23 protein-coding genes and 2 pseudogenes are annotated in these 23,622 nt (G+C 39.6%); 17 read left to right on the top strand and 8 right to left on the bottom strand.

What is annotated here, in order from left to right; translation table 11 throughout:
• Window positions 1–46: 46 nt before the first annotated feature.
• The 5 genes and pseudogenes from A8805_RS17595 to A8805_RS22390 all read left to right on the top strand — a co-directional run.
• A complete protein-coding gene (locus A8805_RS17595) occupies window positions 47–496 on the top strand; it encodes a hypothetical protein (protein WP_146199458.1) in 450 nt (149 codons plus the stop codon).
• 376 nt (window positions 497–872) lie between these two features.
• Window positions 873–2,474: a diguanylate cyclase gene (locus A8805_RS17590; protein ID WP_109713591.1), complete on the top strand. Its 1,602-nt coding sequence runs from the start codon at window positions 873–875 to the stop codon at window positions 2,472–2,474.
• Between the two features lie 61 nt (window positions 2,475–2,535).
• A complete protein-coding gene (locus tag A8805_RS17585) occupies window positions 2,536–3,636 on the top strand; it encodes a PQQ-dependent sugar dehydrogenase (RefSeq protein ID WP_242992461.1) in 1,101 nt (366 codons plus the stop codon).
• Between the two features lie 336 nt (window positions 3,637–3,972).
• The gene (locus tag A8805_RS17580) at window positions 3,973–4,320 is read left to right on the top strand and encodes a cupin domain-containing protein (RefSeq protein ID WP_109713589.1); all 348 of its coding nucleotides are present in this window, start codon (window positions 3,973–3,975) and stop codon (window positions 4,318–4,320) included.
• A 296-nt stretch (window positions 4,321–4,616) separates the two neighbouring features.
• A pseudogene (locus tag A8805_RS22390) lies at window positions 4,617–4,783 on the top strand (ArsR family transcriptional regulator); the annotation flags it as partial.
• 21 nt (window positions 4,784–4,804) lie between these two features.
• On the opposite strand, the gene A8805_RS22200 reads toward A8805_RS22390, so the two are convergent.
• The gene (locus A8805_RS22200; protein ID WP_181392895.1) at window positions 4,805–4,966 is read right to left on the bottom strand and encodes a hypothetical protein; all 162 of its coding nucleotides are present in this window, start codon (window positions 4,964–4,966) and stop codon (window positions 4,805–4,807) included.
• 54 nt (window positions 4,967–5,020) lie between these two features.
• On the opposite strand from A8805_RS22200, the gene A8805_RS22385 reads away from it, so the two are divergent.
• Entirely contained in the window at window positions 5,021–5,281 is a 261-nt protein-coding gene (locus tag A8805_RS22385) for an AraC family transcriptional regulator (protein ID WP_109713587.1), read from the top strand.
• A gap of 253 nt (window positions 5,282–5,534) precedes the next feature.
• Here A8805_RS22385 and A8805_RS17565 read toward each other — a convergent pair whose 3' ends face one another.
• Complete coding sequence (locus tag A8805_RS17565) at window positions 5,535–6,140, bottom strand: TetR/AcrR family transcriptional regulator (protein WP_109713585.1); 606 nt, start codon at window positions 6,138–6,140, stop codon at window positions 5,535–5,537.
• A gap of 92 nt (window positions 6,141–6,232) precedes the next feature.
• Here A8805_RS17565 and A8805_RS17560 point away from each other — a divergent pair, with 92 nt between their 5' ends.
• The 3 genes from A8805_RS17560 to A8805_RS17550 all read left to right on the top strand — a co-directional run bounded on the left by A8805_RS17560 (window position 6,233) and on the right by A8805_RS17550 (window position 9,710).
• Complete coding sequence (locus A8805_RS17560) at window positions 6,233–6,982, top strand: ABC transporter ATP-binding protein (RefSeq protein WP_330405995.1); 750 nt, start codon at window positions 6,233–6,235, stop codon at window positions 6,980–6,982.
• On the top strand, window positions 6,976–9,300 hold the full coding sequence (locus tag A8805_RS17555; RefSeq protein ID WP_109713581.1) for an ABC transporter permease: 2,325 nt from the start codon (window positions 6,976–6,978) through the stop codon (window positions 9,298–9,300). Before A8805_RS17560 ends, A8805_RS17555 begins: the two co-directional genes overlap by 7 nt.
• Before the next feature lie 146 nt (window positions 9,301–9,446).
• Entirely contained in the window at window positions 9,447–9,710 is a 264-nt protein-coding gene (locus A8805_RS17550) for a DUF6870 family protein (RefSeq protein ID WP_109713579.1), read from the top strand.
• A 632-nt stretch (window positions 9,711–10,342) separates the two neighbouring features.
• Here the strand turns inward: A8805_RS17550 and A8805_RS17545 are convergent.
• Both A8805_RS17545 and A8805_RS17540 read right to left on the bottom strand, forming a co-directional pair.
• Window positions 10,343–11,140: a DUF4097 family beta strand repeat-containing protein gene (locus A8805_RS17545; RefSeq protein ID WP_181392894.1), complete on the bottom strand. Its 798-nt coding sequence runs from the start codon at window positions 11,138–11,140 to the stop codon at window positions 10,343–10,345.
• Between the two features lie 13 nt (window positions 11,141–11,153).
• Window positions 11,154–11,768 (bottom strand): TetR/AcrR family transcriptional regulator, encoded by a 615-nt coding sequence (locus A8805_RS17540; RefSeq protein ID WP_109713575.1) that lies wholly within the window; start codon window positions 11,766–11,768, stop codon window positions 11,154–11,156.
• Between the two features lie 521 nt (window positions 11,769–12,289).
• Between A8805_RS17540 and A8805_RS17530 the strand changes: the two genes are divergently transcribed.
• The 7 genes from A8805_RS17530 to A8805_RS17505 all read left to right on the top strand — a co-directional run bounded on the left by A8805_RS17530 (window position 12,290) and on the right by A8805_RS17505 (window position 19,661).
• A complete protein-coding gene (locus A8805_RS17530; RefSeq protein WP_109713571.1) occupies window positions 12,290–12,625 on the top strand; it encodes a recombinase family protein in 336 nt (111 codons plus the stop codon).
• 596 nt (window positions 12,626–13,221) lie between these two features.
• A complete protein-coding gene (locus A8805_RS17525; protein ID WP_109713569.1) occupies window positions 13,222–13,692 on the top strand; it encodes a VOC family protein in 471 nt (156 codons plus the stop codon).
• A 116-nt stretch (window positions 13,693–13,808) separates the two neighbouring features.
• A complete protein-coding gene (locus tag A8805_RS17520) occupies window positions 13,809–14,084 on the top strand; it encodes a metal-sensing transcriptional repressor (RefSeq protein ID WP_109713567.1) in 276 nt (91 codons plus the stop codon).
• A gap of 120 nt (window positions 14,085–14,204) precedes the next feature.
• The gene (locus tag A8805_RS17515) at window positions 14,205–16,064 is read left to right on the top strand and encodes a heavy metal translocating P-type ATPase (RefSeq protein WP_181392893.1); all 1,860 of its coding nucleotides are present in this window, start codon (window positions 14,205–14,207) and stop codon (window positions 16,062–16,064) included.
• Entirely contained in the window at window positions 16,061–16,183 is a 123-nt protein-coding gene (locus A8805_RS22790) for a hypothetical protein (RefSeq protein ID WP_278321256.1), read from the top strand. Before A8805_RS17515 ends, A8805_RS22790 begins: the two co-directional genes overlap by 4 nt.
• Before the next feature lie 486 nt (window positions 16,184–16,669).
• Window positions 16,670–18,043, top strand: coding sequence for a sensor domain-containing diguanylate cyclase (locus A8805_RS22380; protein WP_207657722.1), 1,374 nt, complete (start codon window positions 16,670–16,672; stop codon window positions 18,041–18,043).
• Window positions 18,044–18,452: 409 nt separating this feature from the next.
• Window positions 18,453–19,661 (top strand): DUF6070 family protein, encoded by a 1,209-nt coding sequence (locus A8805_RS17505; RefSeq protein WP_109713560.1) that lies wholly within the window; start codon window positions 18,453–18,455, stop codon window positions 19,659–19,661.
• Window positions 19,662–19,708: 47 nt separating this feature from the next.
• Here A8805_RS17505 and A8805_RS17500 read toward each other — a convergent pair.
• Window positions 19,709–19,879, bottom strand: a pseudogene (locus A8805_RS17500) (BlaI/MecI/CopY family transcriptional regulator); the annotation flags it as partial.
• 332 nt (window positions 19,880–20,211) lie between these two features.
• Window positions 20,212–21,066, bottom strand: coding sequence for an arginase family protein (locus tag A8805_RS17495; protein WP_109713556.1), 855 nt, complete (start codon window positions 21,064–21,066; stop codon window positions 20,212–20,214).
• A 104-nt stretch (window positions 21,067–21,170) separates the two neighbouring features.
• On the opposite strand from A8805_RS17495, the gene A8805_RS17490 reads away from it, so the two are divergent.
• Window positions 21,171–21,509, top strand: a complete 339-nt coding sequence (locus A8805_RS17490; protein ID WP_109713554.1) for a winged helix-turn-helix transcriptional regulator — start codon at window positions 21,171–21,173, stop codon at window positions 21,507–21,509.
• Between the two features lie 114 nt (window positions 21,510–21,623).
• Here the strand turns inward: A8805_RS17490 and A8805_RS17485 are convergent, their stop codons facing one another.
• Both A8805_RS17485 and A8805_RS17480 read right to left on the bottom strand, forming a co-directional pair.
• Window positions 21,624–22,616 (bottom strand): serine hydrolase domain-containing protein, encoded by a 993-nt coding sequence (locus A8805_RS17485; protein WP_109713552.1) that lies wholly within the window; start codon window positions 22,614–22,616, stop codon window positions 21,624–21,626.
• Window positions 22,617–22,740: 124 nt separating this feature from the next.
• Complete coding sequence (locus A8805_RS17480; RefSeq protein WP_109713550.1) at window positions 22,741–23,616, bottom strand: AraC family transcriptional regulator; 876 nt, start codon at window positions 23,614–23,616, stop codon at window positions 22,741–22,743.
• Window positions 23,617–23,622 lie beyond the last annotated feature (6 nt).

The raw sequence follows: 23,622 nt of genomic DNA, 5'->3' as shown, positions 1-23,622 counted from the left end.
AGCATGTTCCCAGTGTTTAGTAGAAAATAAAGGAATGGTAACAAATATGAAAGAAATCCAATTCTCAATCGAAATAAATGCCTCTAAAGAAAGCGTCTGGGCAACGCTTTGGGAAGATATAACATTCCGTGACTGGGCAAATATTATTGATGAAGGCACATATATGAATGGAGTAATGAACGAAGGAAATGAAGTCCAGTTTGTATCATCTGTAAATGGTTACGGTGTGACAAGTCTGATAGAGAAACTTAATCCGAATGAATTTGTATTATTCAGACACAGTGCAGACACAAAAGAAAATGGACAGGAGGAACGTGAAAAAGAGTGGACTGGGGGGAGAGAAAGCTATTCCCTTATCGAAAAAAATGGAGTTACTACATTAATTATTAAAACTGATGTTCCACAAGAACAAAAAGAAACATTTAAAATCAGGTTTCCCAGAGCCCTGGAGCGTATAAAAACTCTTGCAGAAAAAAAGATCTCTATTAATAAATAGCTGAAAAGGCAGATGCAGTCAAGGATGCTTTAAAGCATTTTCAAATAATTTAATAAGAAATACGAAAACAAAAGGTTGTTTGCTGTTTTACAGGGTAAGCAACTTTTTTATATTTATTAAATAATACATCGATAAATAGGAGGTGCCATGTTATAATTAGCATAGCCAATTTGTACAAAAGAAAGCACGAACGTCAGCATTACTGGAAATATAATAAAAGGAAAGTTGAAAGATTGATAGATATGAGCCTTATTGTTGTCGAGCCATGCAGGCGGTTGCAGTCATCTCAGACAACTTCCTGGATTTTTTCTTGATATCCTTCCGTGTTTGTGTTTTATTTTTAGAGATATAAAATTATACGAAAGAGGTTTTTTGGATGGCAGTTTATCAGATTCTGTTAGTGATTTCTATACTGTTTATGCTAATTTTGTTATTTTTAATTGCTTTAAAAAGCAAGAAAAAGCAGATTCACTATGCCGTCATGGCTATAGCAGTCAGCCTGCTGACCTGGAATACTTCAGTCTTATGCTATATAACCTTTTCAGGGATACCATGGGTATTGGCTGTCAGTGAAAAAATGTATTTTATTGGCATTATTTTTGTCTCGCTGGCCACTTTATTTACCAGTTTAATTTTTGTCCATACCAGGATTAAATTTTCTTGGAAATATGCTCTGTTGTTTGTTGTGCCGTTTGTTTCCCTTGCCGTCTTATTCACTAACTCTCACCATAATTTTTTTTATAAAACCTTCAGCTTGATCCCATCTGAGCAGGATTTCAGGTTTTATTTTTCCGTCCATACAGTCTATTCCTATTTATGCATCGGAATCGGTCTTTTTTATCTTCTTCATTATTCCGTTAAAAACTTTGGTTTTTTTTCCAGGCAGGCTATGCTTATTTTTGGGGGTATTTTGATCTCGTTAATTGCAGACACGTTCAGTACGTTTCATATCTTTGACTGGTCAGCGGCTGTGGAAAACATCGTTTTTTCCGTTACTGCTATTCTTTTTATTTTGGCTATTGTGAAATTGGATTTTTTAAATATTGTTCCGATTGCTTTGCATAAGGTTGTTAATATTATTTCCGATGCTTATGTGGTTTTCAGTGAAGAATATGAAATTGTTGATTTCAATAATGCATTTATAACGAACTGGGACGGCGTTTCCAGAAAAGCCGGAATTTGTGAGGTTATCAAACGAGGCTGTCCTGGTTTTGACAAAGATCAGTTTATTCATAAGGTTCGTACATCGGTCTGTGAACAGACAACGATAAGTATGGAAATGCAGTGTCCGTCCAGGGACGGTGCAAGATATTACCAGTCGGAAATAACTCCGGTTATTTTTAAAAACAATCATGTAGGAACCATCATGCTCATCAAAGATATTACAGAACATAAAAAAAATCTAGAAGAAGTAATCATGCTGAATGAAAAATTGCGGAGTCTGGCGATGAAAGACTGGCTGACCCAGACATACAACCGTTATTTCTTTGACGAACGGCTGGAGCAGGAAATCGACCGAGTTTCTAAGATGCAAAACTGTGAATATGAAGCTATTAAAGCTGGAAATAATTTCGGCTTGATTATGTTCGATATTGATTATTTCAAGGTCTATAATGATTTAAACGGGCACCAGGCCGGGGACGAACTTCTCCAAACCCTTGTAAATGTCGTAAAGGAATCCCTTTGTTCTAACGGTATACTGTGCCGTTACGGTGGAGAAGAGTTTGTGGTGATATGCTGTCAGACTTCGGCAGAAGGGGTCAAAAACACCGCGGAAAAGATCAGAAAATCACTAGAAGAGTATGAATTCAAATACCAGGATACCCAGCCGAACGGAAATCTGACTGTCAGTATAGGAGTTGCCTATTATGCACAGCCCTGTCTTAAAAAAAATGATTTAATCCAGATGGCTGACCAAAATCTTTATCTGGCTAAGAATACTGGGAAAAATAAGGTTGTGTTCAGGCAATTTGTATAGGACATACCGCGCACATAATTCTGTTTCCTTACATATAGTACTAGGGAGGATACGGCAGGCAGTGCCGGTAAAGCATATTAAGGAACAAGCCATGATTAACCGAAGTTCTATCAGATTAAGCAAAGCGGATTATAACCAGTTGAGTATACTTAAAGCCCAGAATTCTTCATTTCAGGTTCAGACCATTGCAGAAAACCTCCATGTACCTTGGGCAGTAGATATTAGTGAAGACGGCAGACTGTTTTTTACGGAGCGCAGAGGAAACTTGCGTGTCATAGAAGACGAGATATTAAACCCGGTGCCGTTGTATACATTTGGCCCTCCTTTTGTCAGTATGGGAGAAGGCGGGCTTATGGGGCTTGCTTTAGACAGGAATTTTCTCTCAAACGGATATATTTATCTTATGTATACCTATGAGGAAAACGGAGCGCTTTACAGCCGTGTGGTGCGTATGCGTATTCAGGACAATGCAGTACCTGAGGAGGAAATTATTTTGGACCATATCCCGGCAGGCCAGGTCCATAATGGCGGAAGGATAAAAATTGGCCCTGATGGTTACCTGTATATAACTACCGGGGATGCTGGTAAACGAGATCTTGCACAGGATATAAATAGTCTGGCAGGTAAGATTTTACGTATTGGAACAGACGGAAGTATTCCCCCTGATAACCCCTTCCAGGGTTCACCAGTTTATGCCCTGGGACTTAGAAATCCTCAGGGTTTGGCCTGGAATAACAGCGGTGTGTTATATGCCTCGGACCATGGAGAAACAGCCCATGATGAAATTAATATCATACAACCGGGCGGCAACTATGGCTGGCCCTTAGTTATAGGTGATGAAGAAATGCAGGGATATGATTTTATTAAGCCTGTCATACAAAGCGGGAATGATACCTGGGCTCCTGCGGGAATAGCCTTTATAACCACCGGTCCCCGAATAGGTCAGTTGTTTGTATCAACACTTCGAGGGAGCGTACTCCTGGCAATCACCTTCGACGAATCCGGCACACAAGTGGTTAATGTGGAACAATTATTGGAGGTCCTTTACGGACGATTAAGGGAAGCCTATCAGGCAAGAGATGGTTCTATATACCTTACTACCAGCAACCTGGACGGCAGAGGACTTCCAAGTCCCGGGAATGATAGAATTCTCCGGTTATAACACTTTGCACTTAATGGGCAGGGGAAAATTATTTAATTTTCCCCTGCCCATTAACACTTATTCAAGTGCTTTGATATCTCTTGGGACGTGTTCTAATAAATACATAGGGATTTTTAATTTGCAGAATTAATTATACCATATCAATGCGGATACGGTTAAAAAGATAAACGAGAATGAGAGAATTGTTGTCATAACGGATAGACAGGATATTCCAATTGATGATATAATAATGCAAATAGACAGATATTTAAATGTTCTGTAGAGAAGAAATTAGTTATTATATGCCCCAATTGGGGTATATTAAAGTTTAAGATTAAATTAAAGGAGGATTTATCTATGAACAAGTTTATTTTCAATGATTATTTTCATGAGCCTCAAGGAAAAATCGCCAAGCGGATGATTTTCAAAAGCGATAATGTAATTGCCTTTGTTCTAAATATTGCAAAAGGGGAAATACTACCGGGACACACACATCTAGAATCAACCCTTTTCCTGCAGGTTATGGAGGGTAATGCCAAAGTTGTTACGGATGGCAATGAAACCTTGCTGCAGGTGGGCGAGTTAATGCAGGTTGACGGGCAGGAAAGTTTGCAGGTTATAAACGTCGGCGAAGATGTCTTGCGCCTTTACGTCACAATTTCGCCAATGGGTTCAGAGGCCTTTGCAACAGATGCAAATGTTTAATGACCTAGGTTATAGACCTGAAGTGTTGGGAGACAGCAAATGAAAATTGAATAGAATAGGTAAGTAGAAGTATCTTACCAAATATTAAAGACGTTTCCGTAAAGCGGAACGTCTTTTTTTATACCAAGATTTATAATGAGAAATAAAATTGAAAGAAAACAAAATATATGAAAATAAAATCAGGAAAAAGTTCGTCTCGTTTTGCTTTCTCAATGTTGTATTTTTTCTTTTTAAGAGTATTATACATTCAATAGTTTATTGGTGCGAACTAAAGAACGAAAGGCAAGGTATTAATTATGGATAAACAAGAACATATAAAAATAATACAAGAAGATTTTAAAAATGCACAATCAATTTTAACAGCAATCGTTGATGAAACACGTCAGATAATACTTCTGGTTTTAATGGAGTCCGATTTAAAAACGGAATGCGTGTTGGTGAAATTACGGCAAAAACACATCTCTTGCAATGGGATATCCCGATGTTAAATATATGCGGACGGTTCGTTTTTAGATATATATACATCCACCGTTCCACCCGGAAGCAAATATACCGGCAGTGAAACCAGTCCGCATGGCGCTTTGCTGTTATACACTACAACATCCCTAAGAATGAAGTAAGAGGGTTCCCTTTTTATCAGGCACATTTTTCACTCTCCACAGGAAAAAATGCTAAAATCCCGGACTTAATTCATCAGCTTATGGTGAACCAATCTGCACCCGGTGTCGTCGAACGATTCAGGACAAAGTTGTTGTTCACAAGACTTCTGGGCGAGTTCTTTGATTCCGCAAAAAAAAGGGTTCCTGGTCATGATGACGTTTGGGTGGAGCAGATCATGGAATATATTCGCCAAAACTACGCAGAGGATATTACAATCTCCCAAACAGCAAAAGAGTTTGCTGTGGACAGGCGCAAGCTGGCTGCTATGTTTGAGCGTCATATCGGTATGTCCCCCAAGTAAGACTATGGGTGGTATTTTTGTATGGCAGCAATCACTTCGGGCCAACATCGAGGTGCCAGGGGTTGGGGAAGCTCGCCAACAAGCATTTTTCTGTGATTTGACCGCAGGGCAAATTACGAAAATGTGCAACTGTGACTGCAGCTGTCCTGTTTGTCGTTTAGCGGCAAAGTGTAAACGCGGCTTTACTGTGTAGGTATTGCCGGAACAAAAAAACTGCTGCAAACTGAGTCTGCAACAGCTTAATACTAAGTAATTAGGTTCTCGGAAATTCTGTTCCTCGGATCAAACCATCCATAAACAGCATGTTTATCTCCCTTGCCAATTCAGGATTGCGTTCAATTTTATCACGGATTTCCTTATTATGCATTAAGTAGGTCTGAATCATATTAATATAGATTTCGATTGCGGTATTGGATGCATCCGGTGAAAAAACGCCGGAGCGTTTGCCTTTTTCAATAAACGTCATCACAAGTTGTTTGCTGGAAACATTAAAATCATCAAGATATTGGCGAAGTTCCGGGTCGCTCTCAACAGCTTCAAAAAAGAACCGCAGGCTGTATTTGCCGAAATACCAAGTTCGGATTTGAATATACTCCTCAATTTTTTCAATGAAGTTTCCATCCTTTTCAATCAGTGCCTGGATTTTCTCCGTGCTTTCATCCAGCATATCCTTGATGATGATACGACGCAGGTTATCCTTGCTTTCAAAGAAATTGTAAATGGATACCTTGGAGACATGCGCTTTGTCCGCGATCTCCGTTACAGTTACCTTATCAAACCCATATTGATCGAATAGCTCCAAAGCGGCCTGCATGATAGCTTTTTTTTTATCGTTTCTTCTTTTCTCGAATCCGTCCAAAATAATCACCTCAAAATATGAACTATATAAACCTTGTTCGTAAATAATATATCATATGGTACTTGACAAGTCAACAAAAAATATGATAACATATGAACCGTAAACGTATTTATAGTTCATATATTGGAAGAGGTATTGATATGGCAGATATTCGCTTTGAAAACGTAAGAAAAGAGTATCAAATGGGAGAGGTTGTCATTCGGGCTGCGGACGACGTATCGTTTCGGGTTAAAAACGGGGAGTTTTGCATTCTTTTAGGGCCTTCCGGCGCGGGCAAGACCACCGTACTTAACCTGCTGGGCGGCATGGACACCGCCACGTCAGGAAAAATCTTCTTTGGTGGGAAAGATATTACCGTAATGGATGATTTGGAACTTACTGATTACCGGCGCCATCAAATCGGATTTGTTTTTCAATTCTACAATCTCATCCCCAACCTGACCGCTAAGGAAAATGTTGAGCTCGCCAAGCAGGTGTGTAAATCGCCGCTGGAGCCGGATGAAGCCTTGCAGATTGTGGGGCTAAAGGATAGGGTGCATAATTTCCCTGCACAGCTTTCAGGTGGTGAACAGCAGCGCGTTGCTATTGCCAGGGCGATCTGTAAAAACCCGGATTTGCTTCTCTGCGACGAACCAACGGGTGCGCTGGACACCGAAACAGGCAAAACCGTTCTTGGGGTTTTGTCCGACATCAGCCGAAAGATGGGCAAAACGGTAATTATCGTCACGCACAATTCTTTATTGGCTCCGATTGCTGACCGGCTGATTGAAATGAAGAACGGTAGTGTAATCCGGGAAATGGAACAGGAAAATTCTGCGGATTTGGAGGGAATCAAATGGTAACTATGCTGCAAAAAAAGATTTTCCGGGATATTAGGGAGAACCGCTGGTCTTTCCTTGCCATCGTATGCATCTGCTCCCTCGGAATAGCCTTGTTCAGCGGAATCAACTTATATGTCAGTACCGTTGAAAATGAAGTCTTAAATTATTATGAGCGTGCCAATCTTGCCGACTACTGGATTTATAAAGCGGAGTTTTCCGATTCCGACTTAAATAGTATACGGGCTTTAGACAATATTCAAGATGCACAGCGCCGCAAGGTGGTTGATGCTGCTTTGTCCGGCTCATCCGATGCGGTACTGCACATTCACGCTGTAGATGAAACGGCGATAATCAATGTGCCGGAACTGCTTGACGGCAGCCTGCTCGATGAGGGTGAAAAAAACGCCCTATTGCTCGACAGCCGCTTTGCCGAAGCGCACGGGCTGTCTGTTGGAGACATGATTGCCACAGGGGGTGATGAAGGACAAACACAATGGCTAATTAAAGGAATTGTCCGTAATGTGGAATACGTTTATTATGCACCGGAAGGTCTAACTGTTCCCGACTACCGCAAATACGGTTTTGCCTATACAAACGCGCCCTCTTTACCGGACGTTACTTTTAATGAAATCATCCTTACTGTTGATAAGGGATCAAATCTTTCACAGGAAGAAATAACGAAAGCGGTGCGCGAAACAATTACAGGTTCAAATATCCTTAACCGCCATCACCAGACGAGCTACCGAAAGGTTGCGGACGCTATGACCGGGATAAGGCAAATCGGGTTATTGTTTTCCATCGCCTTTTTCCTGACAGCTGCCCTTGTAACGTGGATTACCGTTTCCCGTATGATGGAAAACCAACGCCAACATTTGGGTACACTACGTTCTCTGGGCTTTTCTAAAAGAGAAATCATGAGACGGTACGCGCTTTTTGGCATTTTAATAACCGTTCCCAGCATGATTTTGGGATGGCTTCTTTCCCGGTATTTGATTGCACAATCCTTATATAACGTCGGGATTGCTTATTACACCATAGAAGCAAACGGGGTGAAAGTGTTTTCTCCCCATCTTGTGTTAGCGGCGTTTTGCGTTGCGGTCGTAACCTGTGGTGCTACGGTGCTTTCCTGCCGCAAATCGCTCAAATCCATGCCATCGGAATTGACGCGGCCAAAACCCCCGGTACAAGGGCACCGTATTGTGCTGGAGCGGATTGCTCCAGTTTGGTACAGGCTGAGTTTCAGCGGAAAAATCGTCACGCGAAACCTGTTTCGCAATAAGGCGCGGATGCTCATGGGCCTTATTGGAATAATTGGATCCACGGCACTGATTCTGTGCGGCTTTGGGTTAATGAGCTCGATCAATGGGATGCTTGGCAAAGCATTCAATGAGACGGTGCAATATAACGTGGAAATCAAACTCCGTACCGCGTTGGCACAGGAACAGCTTTCGGACATCTATGGTATGTTAAACGGAGCAAAAAACATTGATGAAACAATGGCCTTTGGTATCTATCTATACGGGGAAAACTGCCAAATGCAAAACCCATATCTTGTAGTGATGGACGAAGAACAAAAAAGCCTCAATTTCAAAGATATAAATGGTATGACCGTTCGTTTGCCGGAGAAAGGGGTTCTGATTACGCAGAGAATGGCGGAGTACCTATCTGCGGGTGTTGGAGACACGCTCAAAGCGGAACGCCTTGACGGAACCGTTCTCTCCTTTAAAGTGGCGGGTATTGTGGATTTTCCTGTAGGCAATGAGGTCTATATGGGTAAAACCGCTTTTGAGAAGGTGTCAGACTTACCTTTTCTCGTGAGGACGCTGCTTATAGACGGGCAGGGACTTGATCTCGACAGTTTAAAATCCGATCCAAGGATTTCGCTGGTTGAGACGAAGGCAGAAATGCGAAACAATATGTTGATTGTTTTGGAAACGCTGCAAATCTTCCAAGTCATTTTAATCGTGTTCTCCGGCTTGCTTGCCTTTGCCGTTATGATTGTGCTGGGACGTATGAACTACTATGAACGAACACGTGAACTTGCGACGTTGAAAGTATTGGGCTTTTATAAAAAGGAAATGAAACGGTTGGTCTTGCGTGAAAACATCTGGATTACGCTATTTGGATTACCCTTTGGTTATATGGTTGGAACCTTACTGCTCCGTGTGATCCTGCAACAAGCGACAACGCCGGACTTGGAAATTGTACCTATGATTTCCTCATTCGGCATTGTCATAGGCTTTACCTTTATTCTTGGGTTTACCATGCTTGTAAATTATGTAATGGGGCGAAAGTTCAAGAGTATTGATATGGTGGCGTCTCTGAAAAGCGTGGAGTAATTATCCCGCACCATTCAGGAATTTTCCCATAAATGACCTTTTTCAAGTGGCAATATTGGACAAGTCCCTATTGACTTCGGGACAGTTTGACTCGAAGTGGTGATATGAAGAAATTCATAAATATGACAGGAGGGAGGCGATTATGGATGCAGAAACGCATACCAATTACAAACCTCGCAAGCGTCAACATTGAAACAGCCAACAAAGAGGAGTTGGTTGACGTTAGCGGTTTTGCATTTGATAACACTGTGCCGCAGGAACAAAGAGCGGCCCGAATATTGGCGACGGTAAAAAATCCTTACTGTTTTCGGGTGGGTGATATAGGCGTAAAACTGGAATTCTCAGAGGACGCTCCTGCCTTTCGAGACGTGTTTACTGACTTCCTTAAATGTAAGAAAAGCGGTCTGTAAAGCCAGTTTACAGGCTGCGGCAACATTGATCGCATTACACTAAAAGGGTATAATGTGACAGGAAAGAGGTAATATGGCACGAAAAAGCCGGACTAATATCACAGATCTTACAAAGGCAAAATCCAGGGTATGGCTCATAGCGATTTATATTCGCTTATCGCGTGAAGATAACCGAACCTATGACGAATCAGAAAGTGTTACAAACCAACGGGCCATTATGCTTCTTGCTGCCGGTATGCCGCTCTCATGGCCTCCACCATTTCATCAGTGATTTCTACAAATATATTTTCATTGCAGCATGGGTAAAAATCCCGCAAATTGATTGTTGGCATATGATTTCCTCCATTCAATTTTTAAGGGTTCGGCTGCTGAAATCGAATGGAGAATTGCGGAGAACGACAGCCGGGACAGTAACGAACTTCGGGCCAAGTTAGTCCGAAGTGAGGGCTTAGTCTGTTTTCGGCTGGCTCACATTAGGCCGCTATCCTTGTTCAGCGGTGGTACGACTTTTAGTGCATAGTTACGCCCCGCCAAGCAACGGTTTTTTCCTTTCCGCATAGGCGTTGTTTTTATGTTTAGTTTTAGTTACTAACAAACGACCGATACTTACCCAGCCATGAACAAAATTAGCCTTATGGACGAATTATTTTGATATTTCCAGATTCAGATTCGAAATACAGTTTGTTAAGAGAATTTTCGTCACTTTCAATCTCTGATGTCACATTTCTAGCTTTCCATGAAAGATTTAAATCAATATCATTGGTAAATATATAGGAAACATCACCAGAACTGCTTTTTGATACTGCGCTTAACTGTGTTATATTTTCATTGAAAGAAACCGTACATTTTCCGCTTTGTGAGGTATTCTCGAAGTATTGAGTGTATATATTGTCAACTGCAATTTCCCCTGATTGAGTTTTTACTGTCAACTTGTCAGATATAATCTCGCTTAAATGTACTTTACCTGAATGAGTGTCTATATCTATCAATTCAGAATTTATTCCTTGCGCTTTTACTGCACCAGATTTGGTATGAATAGTAAAGTTATTAATGCGGTTTTCATCAACATATGTGTTGATAAGTTCCACTTTTACGCTCCCACCAATATTCGGTATCAGATTTACTTTGGAATTTTGGCTTATACTTAAAATCCCATCTTTCTCTATCACCAGTATACTTTCATAATTTCCTATTCCGCTCATATAAATTTTAATTTCAGTTTTATTCTCAATTCCTTTTTCTGTAACAATACTTATTTCGGCATTTTCGACATCTATATTGTAAGAATTTATATCTTTATAATTATAGCTTTGATTTTTTTTAAAGAATATATTTGACACAAAAAGAGTAGAAGTAATACCAATCAATATAATTGCAAATATAATCATAATATTTTTTATCTTTTTATTTCTCGTTATTTTGTTTTCCAATAAAATCATCTCCTTAATTATTTATGACAATTTTTATGCTTGTTGAATAAGTCATTATCATATGGTCAATTAATTTTTCAAATAATTCCTTATCTGCATTGTTCCTCATAACAATACAAATACTTTCAATTAGGTTTTCAGCAATAATATGGGCAAGCCTATCATAATATGAGTTATCTATTATCGGCATTGAAAAAGAATTTGAAAATATACTTCTCGTTACTTCATAGGATATATTTGTAAGTTCCTCCTTAATATACTGATAATCAGAACCTTTAGAACCTATAAAAAGCAAAGTCATTTCCGGCGTAAAACTTTTTATTAAATTTACTATTGTAATTTCCACACCGTCAAAGTACGTTGAGGAGATGCCATTAACCATTTTATTCCTTTTATAAAGCTTTTCTTTAATATCATCTATATTTTTTTTATACTCTTGATAAGCATTCGATACAACCGCTTCAAATAGCGCTTGTTTATTAGGGTAATAATTGTATATATTTCCAATAGTCATTCCTGAAGATTTTGCAATTACTCTCATAGAGGCTTTTTCAAAGCCCTTTTCTTGAAATTCATTAAGTGCTGCGCTTAATAAAGCTTGTTTTGTTTCCTCTTTTAAAATCTGCATTAGTAATCACCTGTTCATTTTTGATTTAGCATAACATATCGCCCTTTAGTAAGTCAATAGAAATTTATATTTATTGACAAGGTCGAGTTTGCCACAAAACGCAAAATAATGAGATATTAGGCTTACCGCTAAACGGCAAGCAGGGCAAGTGTGTGCACACTTGCACATTTTTAGAATTTTCCCTTAAAGGAAAACTCTAAAAATTGCTTGTTGGGGAGCCTCCCCAAACCCGGCGAATGTTGCATCATTTCGTTGTCGCTCATTCCTTATTTGACTTCGGGCCAACTTGCGAATAAAAGCACTCTGATTTTGACTTTTCACTTTTGCCATGCGCTCTCGTATGACGGCTGATTCTTCATGTGTTACCATGATATGAAGCCGCAAATTTCGTTCTCTTTTTGGTATAATGTTTGCCCTCCGATTCAATCATTCCGGTGTCCGATTTTCCTCTATTTCTTAGGACTATACATTGTCTGTTGGCTGTCTATCACGCTATTTTTATATTTGGTAGTTGCTTCTTTATGGACACTGCCCATTATAAGCGAGAAGTACAAAAGCTAAAATTTGCATATCCAAGTCTTGACCCTGCTAAAACACCATTATGGACAGCAATATCTGTTACCAATATCCTAAATAACCGTATGTATTGCGGGGATATGGTACAGGGCCGATGGTGCAAAAAGAGCTATAAAGTCCATGTGCAGGAAAGAGTGCCGGAAGATGAATGGTATATTGCTCTGAATACCCATGAGCCAATCATTGACTGGGCAACCTTTGATAAGGTGCAAGCTCTGTTAAAGAAATATACGCGAACAGGCCCACAACAAAACGTCAACACTCATTCCGACGCGGTTTAAGCAGACCGCATTTTTGTAGGTGTTTTGTTTTACTATTATTGTAGGTCCCTTTGGGCCGGTTGGACCTGGCGGTCCAGTAGGACATAAAGGTTTTGAATGACAACAACATGGATTGCACACGCAAAAAATACAGTTGGGTCCATTATGACAACTTTGTTGTGATATATCTTCATTTTTTTCATGATTTTTTATTCCTTCTAAAAAAACCAGTTTTCTCACAATATAGTATATACAGCACGTATACTATTGGTATCCTCTCATAGACCCTCTACACGCTTTGCAATATAACTGATAGGAACAAAGAAATTGACTGATTCCGGATACGAAGAATTGATTATCGCCCTGATACTGAAAGTGAATAATGGAGTATTGCTTATGACCCGTAAGAGGCAGTTTTTATTTTTACCGAATTAGACATCGAAAAATGAGAGTTGTCATGTTATAATCAGCAGAGCTATTTGGTCATCAGAATTGCAGCACTGAGTTATGTCAAAATAGTAGTGTTGCTGACCAGAAGAGCCAAGTAATAATGGATGCAGGGATTTTATGAAAATATTTTCTTATTATGACAGTGTTGGGGGAAGGAAGGGATTACTATGATTCGTTACGTACATACAAATATTATTGCTAAAAATTCTGAAAAGCTGATTGAATTTTACAAAGATGTATTTGGTTGTGAGAGCATTGGAGAAAAGCGTGATTTGAGGGGAGCATGGTTGGACCAAATGACTGGGATAACAAATGCGCATATTACAGGAGAACATTTAGCTTTACCCGGATATGAGGAAGATTACCCAACAATTGAGATATTTTCTTATGACCAAATGGAGGGAAATCATATTCATCCGATTAACGCATATGGTTTTGCTCATCTTGCTTTTGAGGTGGATGATGTGGTGGAAACCCTTCGGCAGATTATGGAAAAGGGCGGTACAAAAGTAGGTGAGTTGGTACATGCTGAGTATGAGGATGGAAGGAAAGCGACTTTTGTTTATGCGGCAGATATAGAGGGAAATATTATTGAGCTGCAGAGCTGGGGCAAAAGGGCGGGAAGGAAAAAGGACTAGAATCCCAATAATTAAAAAGTGCAGACAGCCTCTCCCCTTTGAAGATATTGACGGTATGGAATAATCATGGTATTCTTTGAGCATACCCCGGCAGGTATATGGAAGGAGGATACATCGTGCGTCAGTGTATGGATACTGATAACCTTCATAGAAGGTTAAATAAAATTATGGGACAGCTTAGAGCAATTGACAAAATGATAGATGAAGATGTTCCCTGTGAAGATGTTCTGATCCAAATTAATGCTGCAAAAGGTGCGCTTCATAAAGCAGGTCAGGTAATTTTAGAGGGACATCTCAATCATTGTGTCAGAGAGGGCATAGAACATGGTGATGCCGACAAAACAATCGCGGAATTCGCAAAAGCTGTTGAGCATTTCTCACGGATGTCCTAATTATATATGTATGGAAAGCAACTGAAAATAGTTGCTTTTTTTATTGACAAGAGTATACCCATAGGGGTATACTCTTGTGGTAAATACATATACCCCTATGGGTATGAAAGGAGTGGGAAGGTGATAGAATTTTTAAAAGATGATGAGAAGCGAACAATTCTGTTTCTTATACTTTCAGTAATATCATTAATATTTAGCTTTTTCAATATTGGGAAACTTCCGATTGATATAGCATGGGTTGCTATTTTGCTTTGCGGAATTCCAATTGTAAAAGGTGCAATTGTAGGGCTTATTACAGAATTTGACATAAAGGCGGATGTATTAGTATCCATAGCCTTAATTGCTTCGGTCATTATTGGTGAAACTTTTGCAGCGGGCGAAGTCGCTTTTATTATGGCGATTGGAGCATTTTTGGAAGAAAGAACAGTTGCCAAAGCGCGTGCTGGAATTGAAAAACTGGTGCATCTTACGCCTGCTACAGCAAGGGTAGTATCAGATGGAGAGGAAAGAGTAATACCAGCAGAACAGGTGAAGATAGGAGATGTTCTCCGGGTGCTGGCCGGAGAGACTATTGCAGTCGACGGATTAATTATAAAAGGGCAGACTTCTGTTGACCAGTCAGTTATGACGGGGGAATCGCTTCCGGTTGATAAAAATGAAGATGATGAAGTACAAAGTGGGACGGTGAACCAATTTGGAACTTTTGACATGACCGCACAAAAAGTTGGTGAAGATAGCTCATTACAGAGAATGATTCGCCTTGTGGAATCAGCGGATGCCGGAAAGGCAAAAATAGTGAGTATAACAGACCGGTGGGCGACCTGGATTGTAGTGATTGCACTCGTTGCTGCCTGCGTTACATGGTTTGTTACAGGAGAAGTCATCCGTTCAGTAACCATTCTTGTTGTATTCTGTCCATGTGCATTGGTATTAGCAACACCTACTGCAATCATGGCAGGGATTGGGAATGCAACAAAGTATGGTATTCTCGTCAGCCGTGGTGATGCATTAGAACGTTTATCAAAAGTAAGGCGTATAGCATTTGACAAAACAGGTACACTTACTTTTGGCAAGCCATCTGTGGTGAAAATAGAAAGTTGTATACCCGATATGAATAGAGAAAAACTGCTTGAAATTAGTGCTGTAGCCGAGCTTCACTCGGAGCATCCCCTTGGAAAAGCAATTGTAGCTTACTATAGAAAAAAGGTTGGAAAAGCTCCTAATGAACCGGAGGAGTTTAAATTATTACCCGGCCGGGGAGTAACGGCGCAGGTGTATGGAAATCTTATTTTTGCAGGAAATGAAGCACTTGTTAAGGAAAATCATTTAAGTTTATCCGGACAGCTTATGCAAAATGTGGATTCAGCAAAAGGGGAGGGATGCACGGTTATCTATATAACGGATAGAGATCAGGTAATCGGCTATATTGCGCTTTCGGATACATTAAGACCTGACGCGGCGCAAACAATAAAAGAAATTGAGGCAACAGGAATCCGTACAGTTTTGCTTACCGGTGATGCACAGCAGGCAGCGGTTCATATGGCTGAAATTGCGGGAATAGCCGACGTGAGGGCGAATTGTCTGCCGGAAGATAAGTTGGCGGCCATAAAGGAGTATCAAAAAGCAGGCGAGTTGATATGCATGGTAGGAGATGGTATAAATGATGCACCGGCATTGAAAGCGGCTCAAGTGGGTCTGGCGATGGGCGGTGTGGGAAGTGATATTGCAATTGAAGCGGCAGATATTGCACTTGTAGGTGATGATATTAAGGAAATTCCGCATTTACTGCTGCTTTCACAAAAGGTTATGCGAACTATCAATGTTAATCTTGCTGCATCCATGATACTTAATTTTGCTGCAATTGCATTAGCAATTACTGGAGTGTTAACCCCGGTAGTGGGTGCTCTCGTACATAATGTAGGTTCTGTAGCAGTGATTATCAACTCATCATTACTATTGAAATGGAGGAAAGTGAAGTGAAGAAATGGGTAATATTCGGTTTATTTCTAATTGTTGGGATAGGTATGCTGATTGCAGGGCTCTTTTATATGAATAAAGAGAAAAAGATCCTGAATCAGTTAAGATTTATCGTATCATGAGTATTATTGGAGTGATAATTACAATAGGAGCGGCTTTGTATAAGTTTTAGTTAATTTTCAAGAATTATTTTCGTGAAATCCAAATGATCTGCTGGGAGAGTATCCCAAAGAGGCATTCACCCCGAATTGGATTACAGCAGGTATAAAAAAGAAAGATGAAGGTTAATGTATATTGGAAATAAATAAAAGGTATTAATGTGCTAATAAGCAAAATATCTTGTTTCTCAACTTATTATTTGTTATAATATATCTTGTTTTAACAGCATTCCTGTAGGTTAGGAATGCTGTTTATTACATCTTGAGAAGAAGTTATATTAACAATAAAGGAACAAACCTATGGAATGGATGAAGCAAGGGTTAAAACTATTAATAAATCGCTCAGGCAAAGAACAAAATGAGTTTGAGACATATAACAATATGCTTGTTCTAAGCAGAATCCGCTTGATCTCTTTGGCTAATATTTTTTTGTCAATTTTTTGGGCATATATGGATTGGACAATTATAAAGAATGGTGCCGATTACATATTTAGTGTAACACTTGTTAGTATGCATATAATTAGTGTAGTCATTTCAGCTCTGTTTTTAATTTTCTACAGGTGGGTAATCTGCAAAGGAGAGAACAAGAATTTCCGCATCATATCTATTACTTCAAAGATATATGTATTTTTGTACATTCTTTTTGGGGCAGTTTGTTCTATCAACAGTCAAAGATATACCGGTAATATTTATTCCTATATTATTCTAGCGCTAATTGCAGCAATTGCCTTCACCCTGAAACCATCTGTTATGCTTTTTGGATTCGTTGTAAACCATATAATTTTCCTTATAGGTATAGGTATCCTTTGCAATGACTCGAATCTGTTACTTTCAAAACTAGTAAATTCTACAGTTCTGGCGGGTGCCGCATTTTTACTTGGATTTATCTTTTATCGTCACAGAATGACGGAGTTTTTTTATAGAAAGAAATTAATGGAAAACGAAGAGAATTTTAAAAAACTTTTCTATGTAAATCCTTATCCTGTGTTTATTACAAGATTAGAGGATGGTAAGATTATTGAAGCTAATAAAAGGGCATGCAAATTGATAGGAGCCGATGCAGAGAACCTGGATAGTTTTAATGGAATCGACGGCTATATTAAAAATGACAGCAGACTGGCTCTTGAGGAAGAACTGAAGGAACATAGCAGCACTTTCAACCGGATTGTAGAATATGATTTTAATGGAATACGGAAGTGGGTTACTGCAAATTATGAAATAATTGATTATCACGATGAGAAGTGTATTTTAACAGGTATTATGGATATAACGGAAATTAGAAAAGCGGAGGAAGAACTGTCCCGCTACGCTTCTATCGATTCTTTAACCGGAATTATGAACCGGAGAATGGGGTTAAAAAAACTGGGAGAGTTGTTAGAGGAAGCTAAAGAAGAATTTCTGGAATTTGTGCTCTGCTTTCTGGATATTGATAATTTAAAGTTTGTAAATGATACCTATGGTCACAGCGAGGGGGACCGTTATATTCGAACCCTATGCAGCATGATTAAAAATAAACTGGATGAGGAAGATATATTTTTCCGCGTAGGCGGTGATGAGTTTATTATAGTATTCAGTAAGAAGAACAACTGCCAGGCAGAAAACATCTGGAACGAGATTAAAAGACAGTTTGATGAAAGTAATATACGAAAAGAGTTTCCTTATAATATTATGGCAAGCCACGGGTTATTTTATTTCTGCGCCGGTATGGATATAGATTTGGAGCAGATCATTGAAAAAGCAGATAAAATGATGTATGAAGAAAAGCAAAGGCTCAAGAAAGAACATCAAACCAATGATGCAATGGAGCAAAGAGTTATTAATTAACAAGCATAATGCCGCCAAGCCTTCACCAGCTTCAGGCGGCATTTTTTAACTGCTCAAGGCATATGGGGAGACTGTGGCATTTCTGACTCAAAACCGTTGATTATACGGGCGTTTGTGGGATTTTGAAAAGAAAAGAAACCAGTGTTTTCAGCAAATTTGGCTTGACTTACAATTATTACGGTCGTAAGATTTGCGTATGGAATTTAAATATATTTTCAAAAAAGCAAAAAAAATTCAATCTTAAATTCTACGATTGTAAGAATAAAAGAAATGAAGAAAAATCCAAAGGGCAGAATCAAATCGATAATTGATACAACTCTAAGTGTTGTTAGGCAGAAGCGATTATGATGAAAAAAAGTGAAAAGTATGCTGGAGGCTTATTTTAATCATTAATAATGGAGGTGTTTGCTTGAAACGGCTAAAATTGCTAATACTGCTGATATTGGTAACGCTTGGGGGTACAAGCTGTAATAATCCTTCCTCAGACATTCAAACGGACAGAGCGGATGAAAGGCAGCAGAGTGTACAAGAAGCAGATCAGGACTTTTATGCAGAATCAAAGAAAATAGCGGAATGTTATCAGGATATGTATGAACAGGCAAAAAGCGATGACACACTTGGGACATTGGAAACTGTAAAAAATATTGTAGAATGTATCGGGGCGGCTGGATATGCAGTTGTGGATGCAGACAACCAAATAGACATGGTAAATGCAAATAAACTGATGGATTTTATTAAGGAGGTGGATGACAAGAAAGAGGCTGAACTTACACTCATCTGTGTTGTAACAAATGGAGGTTTTATTCAATTTGATTTTCAGACATCAGAGGGCAGTGTGCATATAACGAGAAGCTATCTTGCGTGGAACGAAGAAACACCAGAGATAAATTCAAAAGAAGAATACGATGCGTACACATGGGAGTATTCAGAAGATGGATACTTGTTTTTTGAGAAATATCATATGCCGGGGTATGATGGTCCATCTGGTCATACGGCTGTAAGGGTGCAGCCTTTGGATGGGAAATACAGAGAATTGAATCGGCAGTACATACTTCCGGTTTGCTACGAATTAAATAATATGTTTATCTTAAATTGGAGTGAGGAAGATTTTAATAATCTGGATTTTTATGACATTTTTGATATGCTGTATTCTGAAGTGTACAATGTTCCCTTACCATATATGCCGGATGATAACTTGGGAGTTGGAGCAATTTACCATATACCCAAAGAAGAATTTGAAAAGGTTATTATGCTGCATTTCAAGATAGACAGTGAAACCTTACAATCAAAAACAAAATACTTTGAGGAAGACCAAAGTTATGAGTATCGGCCACGAGGTCTTTATGATTGTGAGCCACCAAGCTACCCATTTCCAGAAGTGGTAAGCTATACGGAAAATCAAGATGGAACGATTACTCTTACGGTTCATGCAGTATATCCAGACTACAATTTGTCTAAAGTATATGCACATGAAGTGACTATCCGCCCACTGGCTAATGGTAATTTTCAATATGTATCGAATCATATCATACCTTCCGAAAGCAATTGTGAGGAGTCATGGCATGTGGATAGGCTGACAGAGGAAGAATGGGAAGAGGTTTATGGAGGAACTGAGTGATGGAATCCCGCCTGTGGGGACAACTGATAAAAATATTGCATATTAAAAAGCACACCTTTCGTCACCAGTCGTTTGATTAATGTCTGCATTGTTTTTGGACTCCATGTTTTTGCTGCAGTCAGTTTTTCAGTAATTTCATTTGTACTGATCGGCGCGTGTTTCCATACGATTTTCATGATTTCAAATTCAGCTTCAGAAATCTGTGGCAAAGCACCCATTTCAAATTCTCTTAAATCTTACAGGTGTAATAAGTGAAACATAGATATTACTAATGTAAATGTCAATTTCAGAAAAAGAGATTTACTTGAAATCTTACTTACATAATAATTTAAACATTATACAGGTAGGATTTAAAAGTGAAACAAAAATAAAAGAACCAAAATCACAATGGATTAGAGGTTCTTTTACTCGTTCAAAGGTCCAAAATAAGTCAGCAGCAGTCATCAGTGACGCGCAGTCTTTCTCAGTATGTTTTTTATACCGTCCTTTAGGCGGATTGGTGTCTTCCACGGCAACAGCGTACAGCCAAAATGTGTCTCATAATACCACCTTACATAAATATAGGCAAAGAAGTAAGAAAGTTATGGAGATTCAGGGCATCCCAGGGTAAATACTCGGCAAGAGACAATCCGACAACATCGGTTTGTTTAGAAACATCACTAATAAGTCTTGATATCTGTGATAGAGTCATTTTGCCACTGGGCGAATCAATTTCGGTTCCATCAGGATTGGCGAAAAGCAAAGAGCGGAAGAACGCTGGATCAAGCACATCCATATCAAAATGGATAGCCAGATGCTCAATACCTTTTTCCCGAATCCACTCTAAAACAGGGCTGCTGTCATCAGCTAATGCCTCCGGTCCCGCTTTCCTTAAGCTCAATCGGTTAACTATCTCTGCTTCCGCCTGTGATGTCTCACGCAAACCACCGTACATTACGAGTTCAGGGTTAAGCGGCATTCTCACTTCTTCTGCAAAAGCAGGATCGCCATTACCTAACAGGTTACCTAAAACCATAGCGTGCTCATTCATGTACATTTCCGGGGTGGAAACATCAGGGTGAGCATCAAGCCATAATACGCCCATCTTACCGTTGTATTTTTCATTCAGATAGGCAAAAGGTGCTTGTGAAACCAAACAATCTCCACCAAACACAATGATTCGTTCCGGCTGATAGGCTTCTATAATATTTCGGGCCGAACGCTGCTGCTGTAATAGAATTGTTTGGGCAAATACGCCATTTTCTGTAGGAAGCTCTGAGCTGTCATATGGCACTACAGGGACTTCTACCTGCGGCGTATCACCGGCTTCAGGGGCAAGCCACGCAAGCAGTTTAGCGCCAAAGCTGTAAAGCGGATTATTTCCACCCTGCCATTGGGGCATGATCAAACGTAATGTATTTGACATAGAAATTCTCCTTTACTTGATAATATGTTCATTGTACAATGAACATATTATCAGAAACAAGTACTGTCTTTTTTAGCATATACTATCTTGGAGGATATTACTAAATGAGTATGAAAGAATATGAAGGGAAAATCAGACTGCTGACAGATACACCGTTTGGATATACGCTCACTATGATTGGCGGAAAATGGAGATTAGTAATTCTATACTGGCTTGTAGAATATGAAGCAGTGCGATACAATGAGTTACAACGTTTGATTGGAACAATTACACCTCGAACACTGAGCACGCAACTCAAGGAGATGGAAGAGGATGGCTTAATCATCCGAACAGAGTATCCTCAAATTCCCCCAAAGGTAGAGTATAGTCTTTCAGAAAAAGGACGTTCGTTATATCCGATTATGGAGGCTATGTGTGAGTGGGGAGAGCAGTATCAAAAATAAAGCAAAAAACGTATCTCTTCAGTGAGATACGTTTTTGTTTTCGGAAAGGAGAACCATGCTAATAAGATATGCACGTATGGTGTGCTCATAATCTCTCCGATAAATTGGACTTTATTATACGTAATTTTCAAATATTGGTTCAATGTGTTTTTTAATAAGCTCTATTCTATCTTTTGCATTTCGTACAAAAAGAGACGCAATAGAAACCACCATTCTTTTCTCCATATTGAAATAAATCACATTTCCCCCATCTCCCATAGCTGCACAGGCACGTTCTTTATCATCAATAACCCACCAGAGGTATCCATATGGAAGATTGAGTTTTTCCCACCGGCTATGTTCCTTTGTGCTTTCGTTTATCCATCCGGCCGATACAATTTGTTTATCATTCCACATTCCGCCATTCAAGTATAACTGACCTATCTTTGCCATATCTGCAGGAGAGAGAGTAAGGTCCCATCCCCCTGCGTTTATTCCGGCTGAGTCAGCAACCCAGCCACTAATACTTTTAGATTTATTAAATGTATTTTGTTCTTTTGCACTATGAAGGGCCACATTACCTTCTACAGTAATGCCCAACGGCGAAAATAAATTTTCTGATGCGAAATCAAATACAGATTGTCCAGTTGCTTTTACAAGAATGCCCGACAAAATATCCGGCCCTACGAGAGGAGTGTATCTAAAATCCCCTGTGTGCCTCTTACCTCCCAATAAATCAAGCGTAAATTTTACCCAGTCACTGCTCATGAAATACTTTATGTAAGTGTAGGGTGCAAACTTATATTTATACGGAGCTGTCATAGTCAGTAAATCCTTAATTGTAACATCCTGTATTATTTTCTCACCTCTTTTAACCGTATAATCCGGGAAAAAATCCAATACTTTCTGGTTAATACTTTTGATGTATCCTTTGTCTACGGCAATCCCAATCAATATGGAAATAATACTTTTTGATACTGAATAAACATGGATTCTGCTATCAGCAGTGCATCCATTAAAGTAATGTTCATATTGTGTTTTACCGTCTTTTAATACAACTATGCCTGCAGTATTGCTGTATACATTGTTTATTTCATTTTCAAGCTCTTTAATTTGTTCCTGATTCATGCAATATAATTCCTCCTTTAAGTTATGAAGGATATCCTCAAATAAAGGATAAGGCCATTAAAAATCAATTGCAAGAACTTTTTTAAAATCAATTATACACAATAAAACAAGTACAGGTTGATGTCTATCTTACCGGAATATACAAATCCACTTCAGAGCCAGGATGATTATATCCAAGGAAGCGTTCATCGTAAAGCTCGAAATCCTCCCGCCAGTCTAATTCTTCTCTTGTAGTGAGGAACCATGTACCCCAGATGTAGTCAAAAGTCTGAGGCAGCATCCTCAGAGTGCCCCGGTGGGTAAAAACCGCATAGCGTCCACCGGGGATTACTTTTTGCACAAAGGGCTCGGTTAGCCCTTCGAAAGAGGATACTTCCGTTCCAGCCACCTCGGTGAAGAGTATATCCTCATTCATGGTATACAGTGTGTTTTCTGCACATGCCTCGCAGATGCCGAAGGCTCTGCCGCCTGGGATTCGGTTGGGAATTTGCCTGTATAGAGAATTAGCTCTATCCCACAGTTCCCGCAGACGGTTGTCCCGCAAGGTGGTTTCCCCCCGGAGACCCGCAACCCTGATTTCGGGCAGTTCAACCATCCTTGGATGGACCGTCACATTGCGGGCCAGATGATCCAGCAGTCCTGTATCCAGGCGCTCTTTACTGCTAATAAAGGTGTCCAGGCGGTTTTGACGATAGCTCTGAGGGCTGACTTTATAGATTGCTTTGAACGCACGGCTAAAAGCTTCCGGAGAATCGAAGCCATATTCGATGGCGATATCTATAATTTTAAGGTCTGTATAGAGAAGCTTCTTGGATGCGTCAGCCAAACGACGCTTCTTGATGTAATTGCCTATGCTCTCACCCAGGATGGCTGTGAACTGCCGGTTTAGATGATAATAAGAATATCCGGCAGCCTTTGCCACATCCTCCACCTTAATACTATTTCCCAGATGGTTTTCAATATATATAACCGCCTGCTCCAATGCTTTTCTATAGTTCACAGCAAT

It is taken from the genome of Faecalicatena contorta, from assembly GCF_003149105.1.
In the GTDB taxonomy this organism is placed as follows: Bacteria; Bacillota; Clostridia; order Lachnospirales; family Lachnospiraceae; genus Muricomes; species Muricomes contortus_C.
The sequence above is the reverse complement of the archived record's forward strand: the minus strand, read 5'-3'. Positions and strand labels throughout refer to the sequence as shown.

Coding starts and splice junctions, on each gene's coding strand:
- A8805_RS17495 (WP_109713556.1), bottom strand. CDS start 21,066: ATGTCAAATACATTACGTTTGATCATGCCCCAATGGCAGGGTGGAAAT.
- A8805_RS17595 (WP_146199458.1), top strand. CDS start 47: ATGAAAGAAATCCAATTCTCAATCGAAATAAATGCCTCTAAAGAAAGC.
- A8805_RS17525 (WP_109713569.1), top strand. CDS start 13,222: ATGATTCGTTACGTACATACAAATATTATTGCTAAAAATTCTGAAAAG.
- A8805_RS17590 (WP_109713591.1), top strand. CDS start 873: ATGGCAGTTTATCAGATTCTGTTAGTGATTTCTATACTGTTTATGCTA.
- A8805_RS17485 (WP_109713552.1), bottom strand. CDS start 22,616: ATGAATCAGGAACAAATTAAAGAGCTTGAAAATGAAATAAACAATGTA.
- A8805_RS17580 (WP_109713589.1), top strand. CDS start 3,973: ATGAACAAGTTTATTTTCAATGATTATTTTCATGAGCCTCAAGGAAAA.
- A8805_RS17550 (WP_109713579.1), top strand. CDS start 9,447: ATGCAGAAACGCATACCAATTACAAACCTCGCAAGCGTCAACATTGAA.
- A8805_RS17540 (WP_109713575.1), bottom strand. CDS start 11,768: ATGCAGATTTTAAAAGAGGAAACAAAACAAGCTTTATTAAGCGCAGCA.
- A8805_RS17555 (WP_109713581.1), top strand. CDS start 6,976: ATGGTAACTATGCTGCAAAAAAAGATTTTCCGGGATATTAGGGAGAAC.
- A8805_RS17530 (WP_109713571.1), top strand. CDS start 12,290: ATGGACACTGCCCATTATAAGCGAGAAGTACAAAAGCTAAAATTTGCA.
- A8805_RS22200 (WP_181392895.1), bottom strand. CDS start 4,966: ATGTGCCTGATAAAAAGGGAACCCTCTTACTTCATTCTTAGGGATGTT.
- A8805_RS22380 (WP_207657722.1), top strand. CDS start 16,670: ATGGATTGGACAATTATAAAGAATGGTGCCGATTACATATTTAGTGTA.
- A8805_RS17490 (WP_109713554.1), top strand. CDS start 21,171: ATGAGTATGAAAGAATATGAAGGGAAAATCAGACTGCTGACAGATACA.
- A8805_RS22385 (WP_109713587.1), top strand. CDS start 5,021: ATGGTGAACCAATCTGCACCCGGTGTCGTCGAACGATTCAGGACAAAG.
- A8805_RS17560 (WP_330405995.1), top strand. CDS start 6,233: ATGAACCGTAAACGTATTTATAGTTCATATATTGGAAGAGGTATTGAT.